Genomic DNA, 23292 nt, shown 5'->3' on the forward strand with positions numbered 1-23292 from the left:
GGGCGGACATAGTCGCCGGCCGCTGAGGCACCTCGAAGGAAAAATATTATGGTCACAACGCCCAATTCCGCATTGTCGCGCTTCGGTATGGCGGCTCTGGCTCCCGAATCTCGTGTTATTTGCACGCCCTGGAGCAGGATGGTACGCGGGCTCTCCCTCGGTCAGTATCCCGTCGATTATAATGAGCATCTCGGATCCCTCGTTCATCAGGCGCGTGATATCCTGCTTCGCAAAATTCCCGCCCCTAAAGGCTATCTACGTTTCGCGCTACTCTTGGCAGATTTTGCAGTTGAGGTATCTAATCCGGACGTCGTAGTAAGTAACGACCGCCTAATAACGACCACATGCAAACTCACGGATGCGCTACGGTCAGAGAAAAATCCGTATTACGCTGTCGTCGGCGCTGGTATACTATTTGACGCTTTTGCCAAACTGCATCTCGACATCGCCTTGCTGGTCAATGCCGAGTACGATTTCGCCGAAGAGATGCTGGCAATGGTCGATCGCATCCAACCAGACCAGATCAGGGACGAGAATGCCGGCAACCACGGTGAATACGAGAAGTTGTTCGCCTACACGTCGCTCTTTCTGGGGATGGGGCAGGCGGGACTGCAAGAGAAACTGACTGCGGGCCGCCGCAATCGTGTCCGGGAGGCGCTAAGCCTGATCCAAACCGTTCCTTCCCCCTTTTTCAGGGGGCGTGGATGCTCGATGCTGTTTTCGGTGCTGTCAGCGGTCGGACTGGACGGGATGATTTTCGACGACGGTTATGATTTCATGAGGGACGTGCTAGAATACGTCGATCAAGATGACGAGATTAACTTTCCGCTGCGCTTTCCACAGCCGATCTCGCCGGCCTACGTCAAGATCTACCCGCGTGTAACGATGCTGAACGCGATCGCGGTTTCGGGGCGTACATCCTACGTGACGATGGGGCACGATCGGCTGGCCGAACTGAGGCCGCTATGGGCTGAGCTAGAACCAGCGGAGAAGATGCACCAGGGATTGTATTACCTCATCGCCTTGCATAACCTTGGCAAGATTTCAGAGGAAATCGGCGCGGAGAGAGTGATTGTCGACGATCTGGTTCGTTTTCTCGATATTGTAGATCCCGGTGCCAACTTTTTCCTCAACGGCTTGTCACATGCCTATATCGTGGAGACCGCGATGGTCACGGGCCAACTCGATGCGATCTCCGATCGGGCGATCAATCGCATCGCCGATTGCTTCGCGCACATGGACGCGACCCCGCTCGACCGCCTTAGCCGGGCCTATCCGTTTGCCTATAATCTTAACGCCTTGGGCGAGGTGGGCGAGGCAGAAAAGCTGTTCGAGCCACGAGCAACATATGGCGGTGTCTCTGCGTTCTCCTGGCTTGTCGACCAGTTCTCATCGGAGGGTCACGCTGAAGGCAGTCGGATACTGATGCTCGGGAATGCTCTGATCGGGTTGGGACTGCGCTTACGTGGTGCAGAGAACGACACCACACCAATGTTTGATCATCTCGCCAAGCGATTGGGATGGCAAAGATCGGATGCTCGGGTCTCAACGATGTGACTCACATCACCCTCGATCTGTCGCCGCAGATCCCATAATTTTGCAGATAGCCACGACTGCCAGAATTCAATCTCAGAACAAAGTCTTGTTGCACTGGGAGCTTCAGACGCAGCGAGCGCTTGCGCGCCTCTGTCGAAAATCGTCTGCGTCTGGCAGAGAGGGCGAATGATTGTCAATTTTATGGACTAATACCTTCGGCGGACAATGTCCGACCAAAGATTGGAAAGATAATGTCTGAGGTTTTTCTCGCACCGCATATGCCTATCCTCACCTCGACCCGACGTCAGTCTCTCGTGGACTCTGCCCTTGACGCCTTGAATCAACGTATAGCCTCAGGAGTATGGCAGCTCGGTGAGAGAATTCCCACGGAGGGAGAGCTCAGCGAACTACTACAGGTTGGGCGCAATACAGTGCGCGAAGCTATTCGAGTGCTGTCTCACGCAGGCATTCTTGAAGTCAGGCAGGGGGACGGTACCTATGTGCGTTCCCAAGATGACCCCGCTGCGATGATGCGAACGCTACGTCGGTCTAGCCTGCGTGAGCATTTTGAATTGCGGGCTATGTTAGAAGTGGAGGCGGCCAGACTCGCGGCCCTACGACGCACAACAACTGACCTGAAACGGATCAAGTCACGACTCGATGCCCGAGGGTACTGGGTTGAAGGCCAGAGTGTTGACATGTTTCTTGAGCGAGATTCGGCCTTTCACTGTGCAATTGCAGAGACCAGCCGAAATCGAGCCCTGATTGAGCTCTATCGGTATTTCCTTGGCACCGCCCGTGATGCTGCGCGCGCGGCGATGGTCGAACACGGCGTTACAGAGCCAAGTTTATCGCTTCACGACGACCTTTACCACGCGATCAAAGCTGGTGATCCCATCCAGGCAGCACACGCCGCACTTGCAATCCTTCATCCGCTGATAGATGCCTTCAGTCTTGACCATAGAGTTCCAGACATACCTATATCCGAGCGCAACATTTCTGGGATATCTAAGCAGGGGCGTTAAACCAGCGCCACTCGCGTGTTTATTACCTAGACTGTTGACCCTCTCGCAACGTGACTTCGACACATGACCTGCATCACAGTGCGTCGCAGCCACTGATGAATCAGGTCGTTCTCGTGCCGAGGGTGCCAAGCTTGAAAAATAGTTACGGGATCAAGCTCGATCGGCAATGGAAAAGCGAAAAGTCCCAAACGATCGAGTCGTGAGGCGTCGATGACGATATCGGGTACTGAGAGAACGAGATCGGTCTGCGATAGACCTTGAAGCGCAGCATAGAAAGAAGTGAGTAAAAGAGCGACGTTGCGTGTCAAGCCATATTGATCCGAGAGTATCTCGTCGATCGGTCCCCGTCGTCGCCCCCGGCGTGAGACGGCAATGTGATCGTAAGTCACCAGGGTCTGAGGTGTGATGTCGCCCAGCAGAAGGGGATGGCCAGCCCGTACTACGCCGCGAAATCGGGTCTCGAACAAATTCCGCCGCATGATCTCAGGCCGCAGGAACGCTGTGGCTCCAATATAGAGATCTATCCCTTCCTGACGCAAAAAATCGCTATCGTCGCTGCTGGACTCTGCTGTGAAAATCAATGTGGTGGCGGGACAATCGACGCGCAACGCACGAAGCAGCGCCTCGGCATATGGACCGATCACCACGTCAGCGGCCCGGATACGGAAAATCGGCGCCAAGCCCGTGAAATCTAGTTCACGGCGCGGGTGATAGAGGTCACCGATAGCAGCGAGGATCTGATTGAGTCGCGGCTGCATCTGCAGGGCGCGTGGTGTCGGCACCATATGACGACCTGACTGCACCAGAATGGCATCTCGAAATGTCTCGCGCAGACGCGACAACGTGCGGCTCATGGTTGCGGCACTCACCTGTAATCTCGCGGCTGCCCCAGTGACGCTCGCTTCTTCGACTAAAGCGTTCATCGCCTTCAGGAGATTGAGGTCGTAGCCGCTTGTTATGTTCCCCATCGAATATTCCCCTGCTTAAAGATCCGATCATAGGATGAATTGTGTTGTATCTTTGTTGCGTTGTTTCCGGACAAGCTGGCAGACACTTCGCCCTGTCGCAATCGATATCTGACACTGCCCAATTCCATATTTGCTCTCAGACGATTGCATAATTGAGTGTTCACAAAGATGGGATGTTTCTTCAAATTGGAAAGCATTCTTCAATGATCCCGCGGCGAGGTGTCCCATGGACCACGCAGATAGTATGACATGGTCCCTAGCCGGCGGCGCCACGGAATTGACCCGCATACCGATCCGTCCCGAAGCACCCCCTAAGGCGCCGGTGTTCGGTCTGCGCCTGGCCACGGGGTTGGCGGGTGTGTTGCTGGCAGTCCTGTTGGCGGGCTTCAACGAGCACACGACCGAGGCGGGGCTTGCCGATATAAGGGGCGCGTTCCATCTGGGGCACGACGAGGGAACCTGGTTCACGGCCCTGTTCGAGGCCTTCAACATCGCCGCGATGGCGTTTGCGCCATGGTGCTCGGTGACGTTCTCCATCCGCCGCTTGACGATCGCGATGACGGGACTAGTCGGCGCGCTTGGTATGATCGCCCCTTTCATGCCCAACCTGACATCGCTTTTGCTGCTGCGCTGCGTGCAGGGGATGGCATGCGGCTGTCTGCCGCCAATGCTGATGACAGTTGCGCTGCGCTTCCTGCCGCCCAACATCAAGATCTACGGCCTGGGTGCCTATGCCCTAACCGCGACCTTCGGGCCGAACCTGGGCGGCGCGCCGCTGGCGGGATTCTGGTTCGAGTATGTCGGCTGGCCGTTCCTGTTCTGGCAGATCGTGCCGCTATGTCTCGTTTCCATGATATGCGTGGCATGGGGCCTCCCGCAGGACCCGATCCGGCTGGAGCGTTTCCGTCAGTTCGACTGGCGTGGCCTTCTCACCGGCTTGCCTTCAATCTGCATGCTGGTGATTGCGCTGGAACAGGGGGACCGGCTGGATTGGTTTCGCTCGCCGTTGATCACTCATCTGTTCTTTGGCGGCGGATTTCTTTTCGTTCTCTTCATCGTCAATGAATGGTTCCATCCGGTACCATTTTTCCGAATCCAATTGCTCAAGCAGCGCAACGTGACAGATGCGTTGCTGACATTAGCGGCGGTTCTGGTGTTGGGCGCGGTCACAGCGGAAATTCCTGCAGTCTATCTGGAAGAGGTGCGCGGCTATCGCCCGATCCAGATCGCGCCGGTCATGCTGATCCTGGCGGTACCGCAGGTGCTGGCGCTGCCGCTGGTCTCGGCCTTGTGCAATATCCGCCGGGTAGATTGCCGTCATGTGCTGATGACGGGCCTTGCGATCCAAGGGCTGTCTTATTTCCTGGGCACCTGGATCGATGCCGACTGGGTCCGCGAGAACTTCTACGCCATGCAGTTCCTGCAGGTGGCCAGTGAGCCCATGATGGTCATCGCAATCCTGATGCTGGCAACGATGGGGTTGGGCCCGGCCGACGGGCCGTTCATCTCCGGCATGTTCAACATGACCAAAGGAGTGGCCAACGCGATTGCGGCGGCCGTCATTTCCGCGTTGCTGCGCCGGCGTGAGCAATTCCATTCCACCATGCTGCTCGACACATATGGCACCAACCATAACGGTTTGCAGCCCTGGGGCGACCCTGCGCATGCGCTTCTGGCGCCGCATATCGCAGATCCAGCCCGACTTGACTGGAACATGATCGTCCTGCTGCACGGCGAGGTATCGGAGCAGGCGCTCATTCTCGCCTGTGCAGACATCTACACGATCATGATCGGCGTCTGCGCGGTCTTGCTCGTCCTCAATCTGGTTCTGCCGCAACGGGTCTATCCACCCCGCGCGCTCTCCACCACCGCTCCCGCTCGCTGACGGCGGCGGGCAGTATGTCATGTGAGACTAATATGAAGACCAGTTCGTATCGGAATGCTCGCCGACTGCGGCATCGAGACATCCTATCATCGGATTATACGAGCTGCTCGATAGCTCCGAGGTGGACGCTGCGTGACCGGATCGAGGGCTACTTCGTGGCCCTCGTCGTGACGATCTACCTGAAGCTGACCTGACGGTCCCGCGCAATCCGCGACAGACAATGCGGCCAGCGGGGCCGCCAGAGGGAGTATTCATGAACGCAACAACGAAGGTCTTGCTGCTAGTGGCCGGCGTCGTGGTGCTAGGAGCGGCGGCCTGGGGCGGCGATCGGCTCGTGCTCGGCGATGGTGTCAACGTCGAGACGAATGACGCCTACGTGTCGGCCTATTCCTCCGTCGTCGCTCCCAAGGTCGGCGGGCGCGTCGATGCCGTGATGGCGCAGGACAACGAGCGCGTCCGCAAGGGGGAGGTGCTGGCCCATATAGAGGATGACGACTACCGTGCGGCACTCAAGGTGGCGCAGGGCAACGTTGCCGCCGCGCGGGCGGACATCGTCAACCTGCAGGCGGAATTTTTGCGGCAGGACGCGCTGATCTCCGCCGCGCGCGCTGCGGTACAGTCCGACGACGCCTCACTTACTTTCGCCCAGCAGGACGAGGCGCGCTACCGCACGCTGGCCGCAGGCGGCGCCGGCTCGATCGAGCAGCGCCAGCATACGGTCGCACAGACCCGCCAGGCCATGGCCGCCAAAGCACGCGACGAGGCCGCCGTACTGGCCGCAATACAGGAAAAGGACGTGCTCACAGCCCAGATCGAGCGCGCCAAAGGGAATTTGATCCGCGCCGAGGGCGAGCAGCAGCGGGCGGCGCTGGACCTGTCTTATTGTACCATCCCGGCCCCGGTGGACGGCGTGGTCGGCGCTCGCGGCGTGCGCGTGGGCAATTACGTCAATCCCGGCAGCGCGCTGATGGCTGTCACCCCGGTCCAGGACGCCTTTGTGGTCGCCCATTTCCAGGAGACGCAACTCACGCATGTCGTGCCGGGGCAGAAAGCGACGGTCTGGGTCGATACATTCCCAGGTCAGCCTCTCCATGCCCATGTCGACAGCATCCCGCCGGCGACCGGCGTGGCCTTCGCGCCTATCCAGCCAGACAACGCCACCGGCAACTTCACAAAGGTGGTCCAGCGCCTCCCGGTGCGCATCGTCCTCGATCCCGGCCAGACTCTGGCGGCGCGGGTCAGGATCGGGATGTCGGTCGAAGTCCGGATCGACACGGCATCGCATCCCGAGGGCGTAAGGGCGAACGATCCCCGCTATTTGTGGCGGTGAGGAACGGATCATGACCATAGGCTTTAGCCAACGCACGCTCTCCCTGGCGAGCATGCTCCTAATCGGCGCCTGCACCGTTGGGCCCGACTATAACAAGCCCGATATCGCAAGCGGGCCGCACTGGCATCGCAGCATGACCGATGCTGAAAGCCGACCCGAGGAAAGTCCCGCCGATCCGCAATGGTGGACGATCTATCGCGATCCGGTGCTGACCGCACTGGAACAACAGGTCGCGTCCGCCAACCTGGATCTGCGGGCAAGCGCCTATCGCCTTGCAGAAAGCATCGCAGAGCGGCGGATCGCAAGTGCGGCACAGTTCCCGCATATGGAGGGGAATGCCTCCTATGCCCGCGAGCGGGCTAGTACCAACGGTATCCTCGGCTTGCTCGGCACGCTGGAACGCGCGGGCGCGGGTGATGTCGCCAGCGGCGCGCAGGGCTTCGGTCCCGTGGCCATGCCGGGCACAGTCGGCAATCCTTCCTTCAACTTACCCCAATACGGCATGAGTGCGTCCTGGGAAGTCGATCTCTGGGGTCATGTCCGACGCCAGGTCGAGGCCGCAACTGCGGCGGTCCAGGCGACGCAGGACATGCAGCGCGACGTGTTGGTCTCGCTTATGGCCGAGACCGCGCAGGACTATCTCGATCTGCGCGGCGTGCAGGCGCAGATCGCAATCGTCGAGCGCAATATCGACACCGCGCGCCATAGTGTCGATTTGACGACGATGCGCTTCACGCAAGGCGCCTCCACGCAACTCGACGTGGCGGATTCCCGTGGTCAGCTCAGCGGATTCCAGTCGCGCCTGCCGATCTTGCGCGCACAGGAAGTGCATCTGATCAACGCGCTGAGTTTTCTGGTAGCACGTGAGCCGGGAGCGCTCCGAACACAGCTCGGCACGCCGGCACCGATACCGCCGGTACCCGATACGGTGCCCGTCGGTCTGCCGTCACGACTGGCGGAGCGTCGGCCCGACATTCGCATGGCAGAAGAACAGTTGCATGTTGCCACCGCCAGCATTGGCGTGGCTGTAGCGGATTTCTTTCCGCGCATCACCCTCTCCGGCAGTCTGGACGTGCAGGCGCTGCAGTTCAGCGGGCTCGGCTCCTGGGCCTCGCGGCAATATGGTTTCGGCCCGACCATGACGCTGCCGCTGTTCGAAGGCGGCCGCCTGACGGGGCAGTTGCGCCTGCGCCGTGCGCAGCAGAGGGAAGCGGCGATAACCCTTCAGCGCACCATCCTCAAGGCATGGCAGGAAATCGACGATGCCATGGCTGACTTCTCGGCCGCCCAGCAGCAGCGTGACCGCCTGAGGGAGACCGTGGCCCAGAACGAGATGGCCGTGCGCCTCGCCCAGTTGCAATATGTGCATGGGGCGTCAGACTTTCTGAATGTGCTGACACTACAGAACGCGCTTTTGACAAGCCAGAGCCAGCTTGTGCAATCGACAACGACGGTTTCGGTTTCTGTGGCACGTCTCTACCGCGCACTTGGTGGAGGCTGGGAACCACGATATCCTGTCGCTACGACGCAGCAGGCGGTTCTGAAATCAGCCAGCGATAAAAGGCGGGAGGGATGATCACGGTACGACACCCTGACGAACTGGTTCATATGGTCAAGCACGATATCACAATTGGCGGTCATTTTTCGTTTAGGAACTGTAGCGACCATGCATTCAGGCGCTGGGGGCGAATAGGTGTGACTGAACCGATCAAACTGAGGACCGACGCGGCCTTTAGGCTGGGACGCGAAACTGCTGTCGACATTGGAACTTTTGTACTTGATGATACGGTTATAACGGCGACAAATGGGGCGGACAGCGCCTGTCTGAGGTCCGGCGACTGCCTGGTCCTTAGCGCTGGTGCAGACATAATCTTGGGGACGTGGGCAGCCAAAGGTGACCCGGCTGTGCTGTTTTCATTCAGGCTGATGTCCGAAGAGGAAGGCTGCATGTCTGATGTCGGCTTGCGCCACGTCAAAAGTCGCTCTTGGCAACACACTGCTCTGCGCGCCAGCCGCTTTTTGGTTGATGATCCAGAGGAAACAAAGGCGGGACAACGAGGTGACTCACTGGCCCTAACGATAAGGCCCCCTGTCTTGCCCCTCGCTGCCCACGAACGGACAAGCACTATCCCGACCTATACGTATCAATACACCTGCGCGTTCGATATAACGGATCGAGCGCAGATACTTGGGCACGAATCGGACCTGGGGAGCAGTAAAGCAATTACAGGATACACAACATAGACCGCTTACGCATTCGAAGCATCCGCCGCGATCATTTGTGATCACGACAGACAGGCGAGGATTCAGATATGAAATTATGCCGTTACGGAGAGCCGGGAAAGGAATTACCGGGCCTGGTGGATCAAGCTGGCCTATTGCGAAGCTTGACCGGTGTCATCGAGGACGTCTCGGCGTCCGTCTTAGCCCCTAGGCGGCTAGCCGAATTGGCTGCTATCAATCCATCAAGTCTACCCTTGGTTAAGTCTAATCCCCGTCTGGGTGTCCCAGTTTCAGAAATCGGAAAATATATCTGCATTGGACTTAACTACCGCGATCACGCGGAAGAGGCGGGTCTTCCTCTTCCAGCAGAGCCAATCATATTTCTGAAGGCGATCACCGCATTGTCGGGACCCAATGATCCAATCATAATGCCCCAAGGCGCCACAAAACTCGATTGGGAGGCCGAACTCGCCATCATAGTCGGCACGCGCGCGCGAAATGTGACAGAGGATGAGGCACTACGCTATGTCGCTGGCTATTCCATCGCCAATGATGTTTCCGAGCGTGCTTTCCAAATGCAATCCAGCCAATGGGACAAAGGAAAAGGCTGCGATACATTCGGTCCACTCGGCCCATGGCTTGTCACGAAAGAGGATGTACCTCGACCTCAAGAGCTGGATATCTGGCTGAACGTAAACGGGCGTCGGATGCAAACAGGCAATACCTGCGCAATGATTTTCTCTGTGGCGCAGATAGTGGCCTATGTTAGTCGCTATATGACTTTGCTCCCGGGCGATGTTATCGCCTCCGGCACCCCACCGGGAGTAGGTATGGGGATGAAACCAAATCCGATCTATCTTGGTCCTGGAGATGTTGTCGAACTCGGAATCGGCGGGCTCGGACAGCAGAAGCAATACGTCGTGCGGCAAATAGATGAAAAATCATGCTGAAATCTACTTGGATATTGCTCTAGTTACTTAAAAATGACTAATTTATGCATGTAAGTTTGTGAAAAAAGATGGCGTACATAACTTTCAATAGTCTTACTTACCCCTCCCAAGGAACCCCTATGTCTTCCAACGCTATCCTTGTTGCGGATTGTCTTGAACGCAGCAATCATGCCTTGGTATTTGTCTAGCTGAAACTGGACAGAAAAGTCCGCACAAGAGGTGGCAAAATTTCACGACGCGTTACCAGAGACGCCACACATATCGCTTCATCACCACGGACTTCAACATAGGAGACCCCATTTACGCTGGTAGCGGTGAGCAACTCCGGAACAAAGCCACATCCTGCGCCGGAAGCGACCATTGGGGCGAGAGATAACAAGTCGATATCGTGATTGAGGTTGGTTTTTACTGCACTCTCGGGTGGAAATAGATTTTCCATCATGTCTCCAAAGTATTTATTGCGATATTTTGACGGACTCAATATGTGTTTATAATCGACATCGTAAATGCTCTGGTAGAAGCTATTTTTTTTAGAATTTTTGTCTGGTATTACCGCGAATATTTTTTCTTGAAGTATAATTCTGCTCGTAAAATTATCATCGTCAACCTCTCCCCAAATTAGAGCGACGTCTACCGCCCCATCTTTGAGCATAGCGATAATATTTTCATTGCAGTCGTGCTTTAATCCGAAAATTACCTGAGAGTCAAAAGACCTCATGACCATCATGGATTTTATGAGCCGGTCGAGATTATGTAAACCATCTGCAAGTCCTATATTTATCTTGTGGTTGTATTCTCTCCTGGAGATTTCTATAATACTATCTAATATATTTATTTCCTCCACGATTCGACTTGCGTGCCGACTCAATACAGAACCAAGCTCGGTAAGTCTCATCCCAGTTCGCGATCGAGTGAAAAGGTCAAAACCGACCTCTTTTTCAAGAGACGAAATCTGTCTGCTCAGCGGCGGTTGCTCGATGTGCAAATGACGCGCAGCACGGGTCAGACTCCCGAGTTGCGCCACAGCCACGAACGATCGAAGTCGCCTTAGATCCATACCCATTCGGCATGAATAAGACATTAATCGGTATAATGGTAGGATGATAGGATGTTGCATAATCCCAGCTGATGTCGTTGAGCAGGACCCCTGACATGCTTCCTGCTTTTAACGCTTTATGCTGGAGGCGGCCACATGAGCATTGTCACTGTAGTTGGTTCGTCGGGCATGACAGTCCAGGTCACAGTAGACGGGGCCCGGATGGAAAGCCTGGCGTCCGCTTACGCGAAACAGATATTTGATGCCGCTAGTGGTGGATCGTTTGGATCGATTGATCTCGGTAGGGGTTTGGGCACGGTATCGAACATCACCACGGGTACTGCGCAAGGTGTCGTGACCATTGGTGGCTCTTTCGCCATGAGCGGTAATTACACCAATCTCTTGATTGGCTCGGAAAACAGCGCAAGCGGCGCCATCAGTCCCCTGGGACTGCCTGTCACCGTTAATGGGAGTGGTATAACGTCAAATAGCCTCTCCGTGCTGGCGGGCAACACGGCGAGCACGAGTTTCTACGCCGGGAACTACAACGGAACTTTCGTATCGACGGCTGGCAATAACCTTTTCGACGGTACTGGCCGGAGCGGAAACTGGACGATTGCAACCGGTTCGGGCGACGACACCATCATTGCCGCACGTGGCGTCAACAATATTCGTCCTGGAGAGGGGCGCAATCTCATCACGCTGGGCACGGGGACGAATTTTGTGGCGTCCGAGGGTCAGGACACGATCACAGGTGTTGAAAATGGGTCCGATACGGTCACCCTGATCGGCGGAGATTCGAGCGTCACTCTCAAGTCCAATGCATTAGTCGTCGACACGGCGCTCACAGGCAGCGACATATCGGTTGGAACCAATAGCTCCGTTTTTGGCGGTACGGGATCGACTGTAACTTTTACTGGCGAGACAGGAACCATCATCGGGACAGTCGGAGACACGATTTCTGCGGCCGGTGACTTGCAGGTCTATCACGGGACAACGCAGGCCATTAGCGTCTCTGGTGCGCTGCAATTCATCTCCGGTACCGGCGATACATCCATCAATGCGGGTCTAGGAACCATCTGGGGCGCTAACAGCCTGCACGCGACGGTCGATACAGCCGGACGTGCACTATTTACGGCCAATCAACCCAATACCACCGGGGATCAATATATCGACGCGTCCTCATCCAGAGGGACGCTGGAGGCTTGGACAGGGGCGGGCAACAACACGCTCATCGGTGGGTCGGGCTCTGATCACTTTGTGTTTGGAACACAATTCGAAAACGCGAACGGAAACAGTTATGCAACCGTCACCGGCGGAAATGGTGCGGCCAATAGTTTCGGTGTTCTTGCCGGGCATAATGGTGGAGATATCACCATCACCGATTTTGGCAGCGCCGCCGGAAACATGTTTTTCATGTACAACTACAAGCCCGCAGATGCCGATCAGGCCGTCAAGAACCTGTTGGATACCGCAACAGTTTCGGGCGGCAATACGACGCTACAACTCGACAACAATATGAAGGTGACCTTTCTAGGCGTGGGAGATCTCAAAGCGTCCAGTATCACCATTTCATAATTCAAACCGGATGGGGGCCGGGATCGCCCGGTCCGAATTTCGCGGACAAGGAGACAGGGATGAGCAAGATCAGCCGAAACGACAGGACTGTCAGTACTGAGCGTGCAGCCGATGTCGGCACCCCGAGTGGCGCTGGCGAGACCAAGCGTATTGTGATGACAAATATCGACAATGCCCCGATGATATTTGCCGATAAAGTGCCCGTCTATGGGACCATCGGCGACGTAGTCACCGTCACTCTGGCGGCAGAGCGGCCGGTCGGCGAGAATATAGCAGTCTCGGCAACTGTACATCTCCGCCTGACCCGAGACGCGACCAAAGTGCTCGCAAGATCGTTGCTCGAGGCTCTCGCAATGATCGACCGCAATAATTTACCGGCGGATCGTCTGAACTGAACTCTCAAGACAGGCGACGGCACTTGAGCTGAACGGATGCTGCGACAGCAGCCTGCCGGGAGTATTCCCAAATGACGAATTACAAAAACGCCAGTGGCGTGACTTACGGCCTTACCTATCATTCCGGGCTGCTCGGTATAGGGGCGACTTACGACCTTCTCATCACATACGCGAATGGCGGGACGAATACGGTAACCGGAATTCCGGCCAGTAATGTTCTCACCACATCCAACACAACTCTCAGCATTGTATCCATCCTGGGACTTGGCGGCGGCACGTATGTGATTCCCCCCGGGTTCTCAGGCACCGTGACCACCGTTCTGAGCGCTCTCTCAGGCGCCACGATCCATGTCGGGGGTACGGCGGTCATATCTACCGGTGCGTCGGCGCTGAGCGGCACTACGATCGATGTCGATGGGGGCAACGCCACCCTGGCATCCGGTCTTGTGGCGAACGCCCTGAGTGGCACAACCGTCAACATCAATAGTGGAGGTGTGTTCAGCAACGGGAGCGGGTTGCTCAGCCTTTTGTCAGGGAGCACAATCAATTTCGGCCAGGGTGGTGGGACATTCATAGCCAATGCCGGAGGGGCTCTGGTCAATCTGTCATCGACAACGATTACAGGGTTTGACGCCGCGCGTGACATCATACAGTTCACGAACCTGTCCTCGACACCGGCCGCTTACCAGATTGCGACGTCGGGTAATTCCCAGACGATTACCGTCACCGATAGTAGCGGCAACACCATCGCTTCAATAGCGGTCGCGGGCACAAATTTCACAGCCGGAACCTACTCGACGTCCGGCCGTGGCCCACTCACCATCAGTAAAACGGGTAAAACGTTATCGATCGAAGCTCTGGCGAGTGTGTGCTTCCTCGCGGGGAGCATGATCCGCACGCCTGATGGTGACAGACCTGTCGAAACGCTCGAGAGCGGTGACAGTGTCATTGTGAGTGCCAACGGTGAACTGGCAGTGCGAAAGATCATCTGGGTGGGGAGTAGACACAGGACAATCAATCCGGATCGCCCGGATGATGAAGCTGGCTATCCTGTAAGGATAAAAAAACATGCTATTGGAAATGACAGGCCTTATCAAGATCTGCTGGTCACTTCGGAGCATTGTGTCTTCATTGACGGACGGTTCATACCGGTACGTATGCTGGTGAATGGTGAAAATATAGTTTATGATCGGACACTGACGGAGTATCGTTACTACCACCTTGAAACTGCCGAGCACGCTGTCATTTATGCAAACGGCGCTGAAACCGAGAGTTATCTTGATACGGGCAATCGCATCGCATTCTCGTCATCAAGCGGAGCAACGCCTATAAAGACGCCGCGCGATTGGTCTCGCTCTGCCGCCCCCCTCTGCGTGGATCGTGCGTTTGTCGAGCCGGTTTTCAAAGCATGCAAGGCGCGTGCCATAGCGTCCATGCCCTCCTGTGACGGGGTGCCCTTCATAACGGATGATTGGGACATCAAGTTGGTTACCGAAGATCAGTCGATATTATGGCCCCGACGCATCTTTCCGGACCGTGTAGTTTTCTCTTTGCCTCCCGATATCCAGGTCTTGAGGTTGCGGTCCAATGTATCACGGCCCTGTGACGCCATAGGTCCCTTCGTGGATGACCGTCGATATCTTGGTGTCTTGGTAAGCAAGATCACTCTGTTTGAAGCGAGCAAAACCAGTGAGATCCGTATTCATCTGGAAAATAACCACATCGCAGGCTGGCATCCGCTGGTGGAAGCGAACATGCGATGGACAGATGGCGACGCGACGCTCGTTTTGCCAGTACGGTACCCGACATCGTTCGCGATACTATGTATCGATATTCTGGCAGGCGGCCCCTATCCCCTCAAGCAGCCGGAGAAGATGAGGGGGGATACAGTTGGGCGTAATCCCGCTGTTGCAAAGACTGCCACTTAGTTTTTTGATACCCTATCGAGTGCAAGGTGCTTTCCTTGAAACGACACCGCCAATGATCTATCGCTTAGCCGCTGAACGGGACGAGTGTCCATTCGGTCGGTGGCGCCCACAACTTCACCTAATCGTCGCACTTCGTGAATTGGTGAGCGGCACAAGCACGCGACGCACATCTGCCGTACTCTGCTGTGAGTCAGTGAGTGCTTTCATCACAATACTCCGCAAATCAGCGGCTGCACGCTCTCTCGTTATCTGCCTGATTTGCTGGACCGAGCACGACCGGACTCATGCAAAGTATCCAGAGCATCGGACGAGTGTATGCGCGTGGAATAGGTACTTCGTCTTCTCGCGAAGCCGAAGTACCTATGGTTGGTAGAACTCCCCAATCTCCCGGAGGGTTTTAAAGCGGCCCACCGGCATACGCTTCCTCAGGGCGGATTGGCGTCACCGTCGTGACTTCAATAAAATAACCGCCCTTGGCCCGGAAGTAGAACGACCAGGCGCCATGCGTTTTGTGCGGCATCTGAGTTTCCCAGCCATCCACCTTCAGTCGAGCGAACAAAGCATCTACTGCTTCGCGGGACCTCAGAATGAAGCCGATATGCAAAATATCGAGATTTCTTGGGTATTCGAACCCATCGAGTTGCCTATCGAAATGATTCACGATCAAGATAAGACCGTCATCATCTTGCATAATCGCCATCCTGCTTCCGCGTACGACGAGTGTTTGCAGGCCGAAATACTGCTCGAACATGACGCGGTCAGCTTCCATGTCATGGCTGTAGAGATTAATGTGATTGAGCTTCATGAATCGTCCCTTTCCGTTATTGAGACGGACACGAGCCAATCGCGATGCAGACAGCGACGACCGACCACTAACGAGGCCAATCCTCGTTGTGTCCGGCCATGGCCAAAAGCGGGTTCAAACGCTCAAGCGTGACTGTCTCCAGAGAGACCGCAGGTTGTCACCATACCTACATCGCTGTCTTTTTAGGCAACGCTACCGTAGCTGAAGAACGTGGTAGGTCAAGGCTTTAGACACTGATCCAACGTTGCGGATACTCTCATAGATCTCGAGCACAACAAACTTATGTCCTAGTATCATTCCCATTCATCACCGTTCCGTCGCCATTCCCCTACTTCCGATAATAGAAAGAAGCGGAAGTAGGGGAATGGCGGGAAACAGCCATTTTCTCCGATCGTCGATCTTATCACCCTAACCGCCCATACGCTCGACGTAACGATCATCTTTACATCGTTGATGTAATGCATTACCTTACACGCATGGAGATCGAGAGCATCAGCCACAAAGGCCTCCGACGCTTTTTTGAGACGGGAAATGCCAAAGGGCTGGTCGGCGATGTAAGCCAGTTACGAAAGATGCTCGCCTTCATCAACGCTGCGGAATCACTCGATGAGCTCACGGTGCCTCCAAATTATAGCCAGCATCCTTTGGTCGGAGAGCGGGCAGGCACCTGGTCCATGACCGTCACTAAAAACTGGCGGCTTACTTTTCGTCTCAATGAGCAGGGACAACTCTGCGATATGGCTTTGGAGGACGACCATGGCGCTTAAGATGCATAGCTCGCTCGCAGTCCATGTCGGGGACTGGATCAAAACCGAGCTTCTTGAGCCTCAGAATATCAGGATCAACACCGTCGCCGAGCATCTGGGGGTTTCCCGCCAGGCGATCAGCGCCCTTCTGAATGGGAGGTGTGGGCTAACCGCAGAGATGGCGATCCGCTTCGAGAAGGCCTTTGGCGTACGAGCCGAAACGCTGATGCGCATGCAGAGCACCTTCGACCTTGCTCAGGCCAGAGCACATGCGAGCAATTTGTGCATTCAGCATTTCGGAATCCCAAATCGGGCAAATACCCTAGAGCGGCGGGTATGAAGCAGCATATTATCATGTAGACAGGGCAGGGGTTTATTCGACTGCCCCTCCCAATTCATCTCGACTGCTTCATCTGGCGTGCGAATTGGGGACGACTTAATCCAGGCGATAAGCGAGAGAGCCGTGCTTTCTCCCAACCTCTCGATCTTTCCGTGCTAGACTGCTGGCCTTCTGAGTATCGTCGCCACGCGTAACGCCCGGCTTGTATGATCCGGCTTAGCCCATGGGCATACGGTGCTGCCCCAATGGAGCTCTATATGCGTCTGCTTCTACCGATTGTCTTAAGTCTGCTGACCTCGACGGCATCTGCGGCCGCCTCGTTTGACCGCAAAGCGTGGCAACAGGATTATTCACAGCTCAAATCCGAGCTGGTGGACCGTTACGCTAATCTCGCATGGAAGGCGTCCGACGCCGGCGGAATCGACTTGCCTGCGCTTGATCGTAATACTGCGGCTGCAGTGGCGTCGGCAAATGACGACACCCAGGCGGCCGACGCCATTCGCGCTTTTATCGCTGGCTTTCATGATGGACATCTCTCGGAGTTGCCGTACCTCGCTGTAGCGACGACACCTCCGATTGAGCCCAGCCGGCCTGCTCTTGATCCGGCGGCACCGATCGAAGGATGCGCAGCGCTGGGATACGCCTCGACCGGATCAGTCGCTTTTTCTTTGCCACTGGAAGGGCTACCCGGCTTCAAGTTGATATTGGACGGGCTTGGCTCGACGTTCAGGACCGGCACAATCACGCGATCGGGCGTGACGCTTGGTATCCTCCGCATCCAGAACTTCCGTGCCCGCGCCTTTCCTGCCGCCTGTTTGCATGCCTGGGCAGACCTGCGGCAGGCTGGCAGGGCAATCACTCCCAATTCAGTGCGTGAAGCGGCGGAGTTACGCTGGTTTCATGATATGGCGGCTGAGATCAGGGCGCTGCGTCACACCGGGGCCACGGCCCTTGTCGTTGATATTGGCAATAACAGCGGAGGCGACGATAGCGGCGATTGGACGCCCCGTCTCTTTACGGACAGGCCGGTACGATCCGCACGGCTTCTAATGGCAGACGCATCCGATGCCGGTCGCTACTTCGCTGACGAGATCAGAGATATTAACGAAGCGCTCGCCGCCACTCAGTCGCACGACGCCAGGGCTGCGCTCACAGATGCACGATCCTTTTTCTCCCAGCAGACCGCGGCGATTGGTAAGCATCGTTGCGACTTGTCATGGGTCTGGCGCGAACAACGCGCCTGGTCGCCGACGAATTGCAATCGGCTACTCTCTGCGGGCTATGCTGGAGGCTACTCCGCTGGGCTGGCCCGAAACGCCCTAGGCGACAGCAAAGCTGCAGCCGCTCTTTCTTCTGCATCCACAGTTCAGTCATTCTTTGGCAGCTGGACCGGGCCGACTTACGTTCTTGCCGACCAGCGCCCCTATTCGTCGGCTGAAATGTTTGCAGCCGTTATGCAAGACAACCGGATCGCGAAGCTTGTTGGCAATCGCACAGGTGGAGATGGGTGCGGCTTCATGACGAAAAGCGACCCCATCATCCTTCGACATTCGCGTCTTCGTTTCCGAGTGCCGAATTGCATGAGATTACGTGCGAAGGGTGCAAACGAGGAAGCTGGCATTGTGCCCGACATTTCCGTGCCACCAACTGAAGGCGAAAGCGAACGGGCACGGGCCGAACGGGCTTTACTGGCGATCACCAACGATCTGGCAGGCGCTTCTCGAAAACCCCACTAGGCGCAGATTTTGGCAAGAATTGGCGTTCACGCTTCTCGATCCCAACTAGAAGAGCTTATGGCAGCGGCCCAACCACAACTTACTCGTTATCGCATACGCGATTCTGTTCTGCTTGTTGCTCTCGAGGTAACTTTCCAATTCGCGCGTCGCAATTTTCTGCGTATTTCACCTACTTCCGATAATGTTCGATGGTTATCGGAAGTAGAGGTGCATACGCCAAGCTGGCGGACATCATTCCCATCCTCCGCCAAGGGCCAGGAAAAGATCGATTTGTCGATCAATCAGATCGATGCGCGCAGAGGAAAGGTGTGTTTGTGCATTCGCGTAACTGGCCTGCGCATTAAGCACATTGAGGAAGGGTGTGCGCCCAAAACGCTGAAGCAATCTGGCCTCGTCGCTTGCCCTGCTAGTAGATTGGGCTGCTCGTTCCAACACATCCAGACGTTCCTGCGTGCGTGTATAGGCAGACAGGGCAGTCTCCGTTTGCTGCAGTGCGAGAAGGACTGCGCCATCAAACGCAGCCAACGCGGCCTCTGCCTGTGTGTCGGCCTCGTCGATCTTCACCCGCGCAAGGACGCGATTGGGAAAAGACCAGGAAATCATCGGGCCGACGCTTACGCCAAATGACGACAGAGAAAGCGCGTGGCCAACCGACGTGTTGGTCCCAGCCGAGCCACCGAGACTGACTTTCGGATACAGATCGGCTCTGGCCACGCCGATACCCGCAGTCGCCTCAGCAAGTAATCGTTCTGCTCTTCTTACGTCGGGACGACGCATCAGCAGCATCGCCCCGTCTCCGACAGGCAGCGGACGAGATAGGGAAGGGATAGTCGCGCATTCTTCAAGTCGGCGCGGATAGTCTGATGGCACGCGCCCCATCAAAGTCGCCAACATGAACAGGGCGGTCCTACGATCAGCAAGGATGTCGGGTATAACGGCTTCGCTAGTGGAAGCCGCCGCATCAGCGCGATCAATATCAAAACGGGTCCCACGACCTGCCCGAGCCATATGACGAGCTACATTTAGAGTTGCCTGTTGGATAGCAACAACACGCCGCGCAGCGGTCAAAGCTACGCCGTCAGCGCAGACACGAGCATAACTGCGAGCAACAGCGGCAGCTACCACGACCCTGACCTGATCACGCGCCGCACGAGCCGCCTCTGCCTGGGCATTGGCGGCCTCGATGCCACGCCTGATCCCCCCTGCCAGATCGAGCGGATAACTGGCGCTGATGCCCAATGCATAACTGAAGGGTGCTGGCAGAAACCGTGTCGGGCCACCTAGACGCGCACCGGTTGTCTGACCGCTGATATCAGTCGTCGGGATTCGTGCTGCCTCTGCCTCGCGTATGAGTATGCTCGCACGACGGAGATTGGCCGCGGCGCTACGGAGATCAGTATTTGCCCTTAGGGCTGCAGCAACAAGAACGTCAAGTTGCTGATCATTGTAGAGGCGCCACCAGTGTGCAGGTAACGCCGCGCGGGCCAGGCCTTTGGTCTTATCTCCGAGAAATGGGGCCTTTGCACCACCCTGATTGATCATTGCCTTGCCAGGAATGCGATAATCAGGACCTGCCACGCACCCCGCTACGAGTAGCGCCAGTAAAGGGGCAAGAAGGGGTCTCAACTGCCGCTCTCCACCCTAGGCGAGAGAGGCGCTGGAATGATCTCTATCGTAGCGGTCCGCCCGGCGATAAGCTTTGTTCCTGATGGTACGTGATCTATGTGTATTCGAACCGGAATACGCTGAGCGAGCCGCACCCAGGAGAATGTTGGTGATACCTTTGGCAGGAGGTTGACAGTATCATTGCGTTGGTCGTCGGCTATCGCGGCCGCAATGCTCTCAACATGACCAGCAATATCGGAACCATCTCCCATCAGGCGGATACGGGCCCTGTCGCCAACCGAGACACGCCCCAACTTCGTTTCCTCGAAATACCCCTCTACCCGTAGCGACCCGATATCGACCAGAGCCATGGCCTGCGTTCCGACAGACAGGTAGTCACCAGGATGAAGGTCAAGATTCGTCACGATGCCGGCAACGGTAGCGCGGATCTCAGTGCGCTGGAGATCAAGGAGCGCTATATCCCGGTCAGCACAGGCGCGTTTCAACGCCGCTTCCAACGTTCTTGTTTTGGCGACATTCTGCTCATGCGCCTCGGTTGCGACGAGATTGCCCAAAGCGAGATCCCGGCGCGCCTCCTTGCGCGCCTGATCGAGCTGAGCCCGCGCCTCTGCGATAGCTGCCTCTGCGTGGCCTAAAGCTGCCGCACGGCGCGGCCGATCGATGACGATCAAAAGCTGCCCCGGGCGCACAACCTGATTGTCGTGCACCAGAACCTGCGTGATGAGACCACCAACATCCGTCGTCACTCGCACTACGTCGGTGCGAACATGGCCGTCGCGTGTCCATGGTACATGTTCGCTGCGATCCCACAAATCCAGCGCTACCAGCGCAGCGATAGCGACGAACACCAAAGTAACGGCGTAGCGGCTCAAAAGGGCGAGGTAATGTTTCATGGATGTGGTCCGATGATGGAAATGGCCCTAACAAGCAGGCCTAAAAGAATGATGAAGACGGCAATTTCGACGATGCTCCGTGTGGTAAACCATCGCGACGCGCCTGTGATGGAGAACAGGTGCAGCGCCGTGACGGTCATCAGCAGAGCCAAACACGTGACGATAAAGAAGCCAGGTATGTAGACGCCACTCAGGCAGAGATCGGGAATCATGCTTGCACCTGCCCGTCCAAGACAGGCGAAAGCGCGAAGCGGAGATCGATGAGGTGATTCCGCAAATCATGATCCGCATCGCCTGTCAGTGTCGCCGAGGCTATCAGCATGTCCACTCGACGTTTCAGCACTTCGAGCGAGGACTCATCTTTATCGAAATACTCTGCGAGATCACCGAGCAATAAGCGCAGTTCTCCATTCCTCGCCGTTTCGCCTCGCTCCAAGCAACCGCGTAGACGGTTCGACGACCGACCAATACGCACGTCGCGAACGATTGCCTCTGCAGTTCCCATAGCAGAGCGTGGCGAGAACCCAAGCCGAGGAAGCAACAAGGCGATACGATCGACCATCAGACCATTCCAGGCTGCCTCGCCGGGCCCTATGCCCCGAGCGAGCCGCGCCACGTCCCGACGCCCCAGTCGAACCAGCCGGTCGATTACGACATCTGGAGACACAGTCTGCAAAAGCGCCATGCTCGCTGCCGCGAAACCTATTCCGAGGAATAAGGCGATGCCGCTATTGATGGCTTCAGCAAAATATCCGCCATATAGAGGACCTAGCCCGACAAGGATCGGCGTCGTCAGCGTGATACCGAGCGCCATAAATGCGGTCGCCGGCCGTGCCTGCAATGATCCCGCAAACAGAAACACGGGAGCGAGCACCGCAACGAGAACATCGAAATCGAAGACGCGCGGTAGGACTACGAAGCTATATATCAGACTGATCACCACGCCGTAGAAAGAGCCGACGAGATACTTGCGGACGTAAGGCACGGGCGCGTCGACATTACCGAACAGCGCACAGGTAACGCCCACCACTGATACGGCCAATCCGCCATCCGGCCACGCTGACCAGATCCAGATGAGACAGCCGATGCCAATCCCCACCGTCGCGCCCAAGGCAGCACGTCCTGCCATCAAGACATCACGATGGAAAACATAACCCCTGGGGACCTTCTCGCCATGCAATCGCAGCGGAGTTCTCATTCCTGGGTACGTCGCAGCAGCAAGCTGCTCCACATCGGCGATGAGATCGATGAGATCGGCGAGATGACGGGCGATGTTACCTGCCAGCATCCCCGAGGGGGCAGGGGCATCAGCATTGGCAAGCGATCTCGCATCATGACTCAACGCGCGCACTTCCGCCTCACGTTCGTCTCGCGTACCCAAGGTAAGCCACTGGCATACTCGGCCTAGAAGATGATCGAGATCCGGCGGCATCCCGAGGGTTTTAACGGCCTTGAGCTGGGCCTCGAGGTCCGACAGAAGCGGCAGGAACCGCACCTGACGATCATGCATCAGACGCAAGGTCCTATCGTGTGGAACGACAATGATCGGATCGTACGGCAGGTGGGTCTCTAATCCCCTTAACGCAAGAAGATCCAGAGCCAACCGATACCGGTCATTACCACAAGAACCGGTCAGCACGTCGCCAGCTAGTCTGCGCACGTCACAAGAGATCGCCATGACCTTGGACAGAAACTGACTGGTGAGCCTCCGAGGTAAGATATAACGATGAACCACAACAGAGCTGAAGATGCCCAGAGCGACTTCCTGAACGCGCACCGAAGCAATATCAAATACGGTACCGGGAGATGCTAGGGCAGGGAAACCTATCAAGCTGGTGGTATAGCCGGATAAAACAAACGCGTAGGCGCGCGGCGTACGGTCGAGTAGCGACACGAACAGGCCAAGACCGATCCAGCAGGCGAGCACCACGCTGCAAACTATCGGCTCGTTGACAAAATTAGGGACGATTGCAACAGTCGCGATAGCACCGATAAAAGTACCTGTAAGGCGATATAGCCCGCGACTGAGCGACGCCCCGGCGCTAGGTTGGGATACGAGATAGACGGTAACAATCGACCACGAGGGGCGCGGCAATCCAATACGAAGCGCTATAAAATACGCCAGCATAGCGGCTGCGAAGCACTTGCCGGAATAAAGCAATGCATCAGCGTCCGTCCTGAGCCCTGCTATCCTTGGGTGATGGATAAGGTGCAGTAGCCTACGGATAGGCCCATTACACCCGGCCAACCTATGAAAAGTTAATGTCATCCCTTGTTGATAACGACTTGCAA

At 56.4% G+C, this 23292-nt stretch carries 19 protein-coding genes; 12 read left to right on the top strand and 7 right to left on the bottom strand.

The annotated features are described in order from the left end of the window. Window positions 1-48 precede the first annotated feature (48 nt). Window positions 49-1557, top strand: a complete 1509-nt coding sequence (locus NF685_RS00385) for a hypothetical protein (protein ID WP_222546368.1) — start codon at window positions 49-51, stop codon at window positions 1555-1557. Between the two features lie 230 nt (window positions 1558-1787). Next, a complete protein-coding gene (locus tag NF685_RS00390; protein ID WP_222546369.1) occupies window positions 1788-2561 on the top strand; it encodes a FadR/GntR family transcriptional regulator in 774 nt (257 codons plus the stop codon). Window positions 2562-2587: 26 nt separating this feature from the next. On the opposite strand, the gene NF685_RS00395 is transcribed toward NF685_RS00390, so the two are convergent. After that, the gene (locus NF685_RS00395; protein ID WP_222546370.1) at window positions 2588-3529 is read right to left on the bottom strand and encodes a LysR family transcriptional regulator; all 942 of its coding nucleotides are present in this window, start codon (window positions 3527-3529) and stop codon (window positions 2588-2590) included. A gap of 244 nt (window positions 3530-3773) precedes the next feature. On the opposite strand from NF685_RS00395, the gene NF685_RS00400 reads away from it, so the two are divergent. The 4 genes from NF685_RS00400 (at window position 3774) to NF685_RS00415 (ending at window position 9917) form a co-directional block, all read left to right on the top strand. After that, window positions 3774-5414: an MFS transporter gene (locus NF685_RS00400; RefSeq protein WP_222546371.1), complete on the top strand. Its 1641-nt coding sequence runs from the start codon at window positions 3774-3776 to the stop codon at window positions 5412-5414. Between the two features lie 253 nt (window positions 5415-5667). After that, window positions 5668-6744: an HlyD family secretion protein gene (locus NF685_RS00405; RefSeq protein WP_222546372.1), complete on the top strand. Its 1077-nt coding sequence runs from the start codon at window positions 5668-5670 to the stop codon at window positions 6742-6744. A 10-nt stretch (window positions 6745-6754) separates the two neighbouring features. Next, a complete protein-coding gene (locus tag NF685_RS00410) occupies window positions 6755-8320 on the top strand; it encodes an efflux transporter outer membrane subunit (RefSeq protein ID WP_222546373.1) in 1566 nt (521 codons plus the stop codon). Between the two features lie 736 nt (window positions 8321-9056). Then, a complete protein-coding gene (locus tag NF685_RS00415) occupies window positions 9057-9917 on the top strand; it encodes a fumarylacetoacetate hydrolase family protein (protein ID WP_252848185.1) in 861 nt (286 codons plus the stop codon). A gap of 184 nt (window positions 9918-10101) precedes the next feature. Here the strand turns inward: NF685_RS00415 and NF685_RS00420 are convergent, their stop codons facing one another. Continuing rightward, the gene (locus tag NF685_RS00420) at window positions 10102-11034 is read right to left on the bottom strand and encodes a LysR family transcriptional regulator (RefSeq protein ID WP_084331061.1); all 933 of its coding nucleotides are present in this window, start codon (window positions 11032-11034) and stop codon (window positions 10102-10104) included. A 75-nt stretch (window positions 11035-11109) separates the two neighbouring features. Here NF685_RS00420 and NF685_RS00425 point away from each other — a divergent pair, with 75 nt between their 5' ends. The 3 genes from NF685_RS00425 (at window position 11110) to NF685_RS00435 (ending at window position 14854) form a co-directional block, all read left to right on the top strand. Next, window positions 11110-12531: a beta strand repeat-containing protein gene (locus tag NF685_RS00425; RefSeq protein WP_031240366.1), complete on the top strand. Its 1422-nt coding sequence runs from the start codon at window positions 11110-11112 to the stop codon at window positions 12529-12531. Between the two features lie 59 nt (window positions 12532-12590). After that, window positions 12591-12926, top strand: a complete 336-nt coding sequence (locus NF685_RS00430; protein WP_023978160.1) for a hypothetical protein — start codon at window positions 12591-12593, stop codon at window positions 12924-12926. A 71-nt stretch (window positions 12927-12997) separates the two neighbouring features. Then, window positions 12998-14854, top strand: coding sequence for a Hint domain-containing protein (locus NF685_RS00435; RefSeq protein ID WP_222546376.1), 1857 nt, complete (start codon window positions 12998-13000; stop codon window positions 14852-14854). 397 nt (window positions 14855-15251) lie between these two features. On the opposite strand, the gene NF685_RS00440 is transcribed toward NF685_RS00435, so the two are convergent. Next, the gene (locus NF685_RS00440; RefSeq protein ID WP_023978158.1) at window positions 15252-15659 is read right to left on the bottom strand and encodes a VOC family protein; all 408 of its coding nucleotides are present in this window, start codon (window positions 15657-15659) and stop codon (window positions 15252-15254) included. A 476-nt stretch (window positions 15660-16135) separates the two neighbouring features. On the opposite strand from NF685_RS00440, the gene NF685_RS00445 reads away from it, so the two are divergent. The 3 genes from NF685_RS00445 (at window position 16136) to NF685_RS00455 (ending at window position 18481) form a co-directional block, all read left to right on the top strand. After that, the gene (locus NF685_RS00445; protein WP_031240361.1) at window positions 16136-16426 is read left to right on the top strand and encodes a type II toxin-antitoxin system RelE/ParE family toxin; all 291 of its coding nucleotides are present in this window, start codon (window positions 16136-16138) and stop codon (window positions 16424-16426) included. Next, a complete protein-coding gene (locus NF685_RS00450) occupies window positions 16416-16745 on the top strand; it encodes a HigA family addiction module antitoxin (protein WP_023978156.1) in 330 nt (109 codons plus the stop codon). The genes NF685_RS00445 and NF685_RS00450 overlap by 11 nt, the downstream gene beginning before the upstream one ends. Window positions 16746-17002: 257 nt before the next feature. After that, the gene (locus tag NF685_RS00455) at window positions 17003-18481 is read left to right on the top strand and encodes a S41 family peptidase (RefSeq protein WP_252848186.1); all 1479 of its coding nucleotides are present in this window, start codon (window positions 17003-17005) and stop codon (window positions 18479-18481) included. A gap of 231 nt (window positions 18482-18712) precedes the next feature. Here NF685_RS00455 and NF685_RS00460 read toward each other — a convergent pair whose 3' ends face one another. From NF685_RS00460 to NF685_RS00475, 4 genes are read right to left on the bottom strand one after another with little or no spacing between them, the layout of a single operon-like run. Further along, the gene (locus NF685_RS00460) at window positions 18713-20107 is read right to left on the bottom strand and encodes an efflux transporter outer membrane subunit (RefSeq protein WP_235075468.1); all 1395 of its coding nucleotides are present in this window, start codon (window positions 20105-20107) and stop codon (window positions 18713-18715) included. Next, entirely contained in the window at window positions 20104-21000 is an 897-nt protein-coding gene (locus tag NF685_RS00465) for an HlyD family efflux transporter periplasmic adaptor subunit (protein ID WP_023978904.1), read from the bottom strand. Before NF685_RS00465 ends, NF685_RS00460 begins: the two co-directional genes overlap by 4 nt. After that, a complete protein-coding gene (locus NF685_RS00470; RefSeq protein ID WP_023978903.1) occupies window positions 20997-21212 on the bottom strand; it encodes a DUF1656 domain-containing protein in 216 nt (71 codons plus the stop codon). The genes NF685_RS00465 and NF685_RS00470 overlap by 4 nt, the downstream gene beginning before the upstream one ends. Next, window positions 21209-23161 carry an FUSC family protein gene (locus NF685_RS00475; protein ID WP_235075467.1) on the bottom strand — a complete coding sequence of 651 codons (1953 nt, stop codon included), beginning with the start codon at window positions 23159-23161 and terminating at the stop codon, window positions 21209-21211. Before NF685_RS00475 ends, NF685_RS00470 begins: the two co-directional genes overlap by 4 nt. Window positions 23162-23292: the final 131 nt, after the last annotated feature.

Source organism: Asaia lannensis NBRC 102526, assembly GCF_024054035.1.
Classification (GTDB): Bacteria; Pseudomonadota; Alphaproteobacteria; order Acetobacterales; family Acetobacteraceae; genus Asaia; species Asaia lannensis.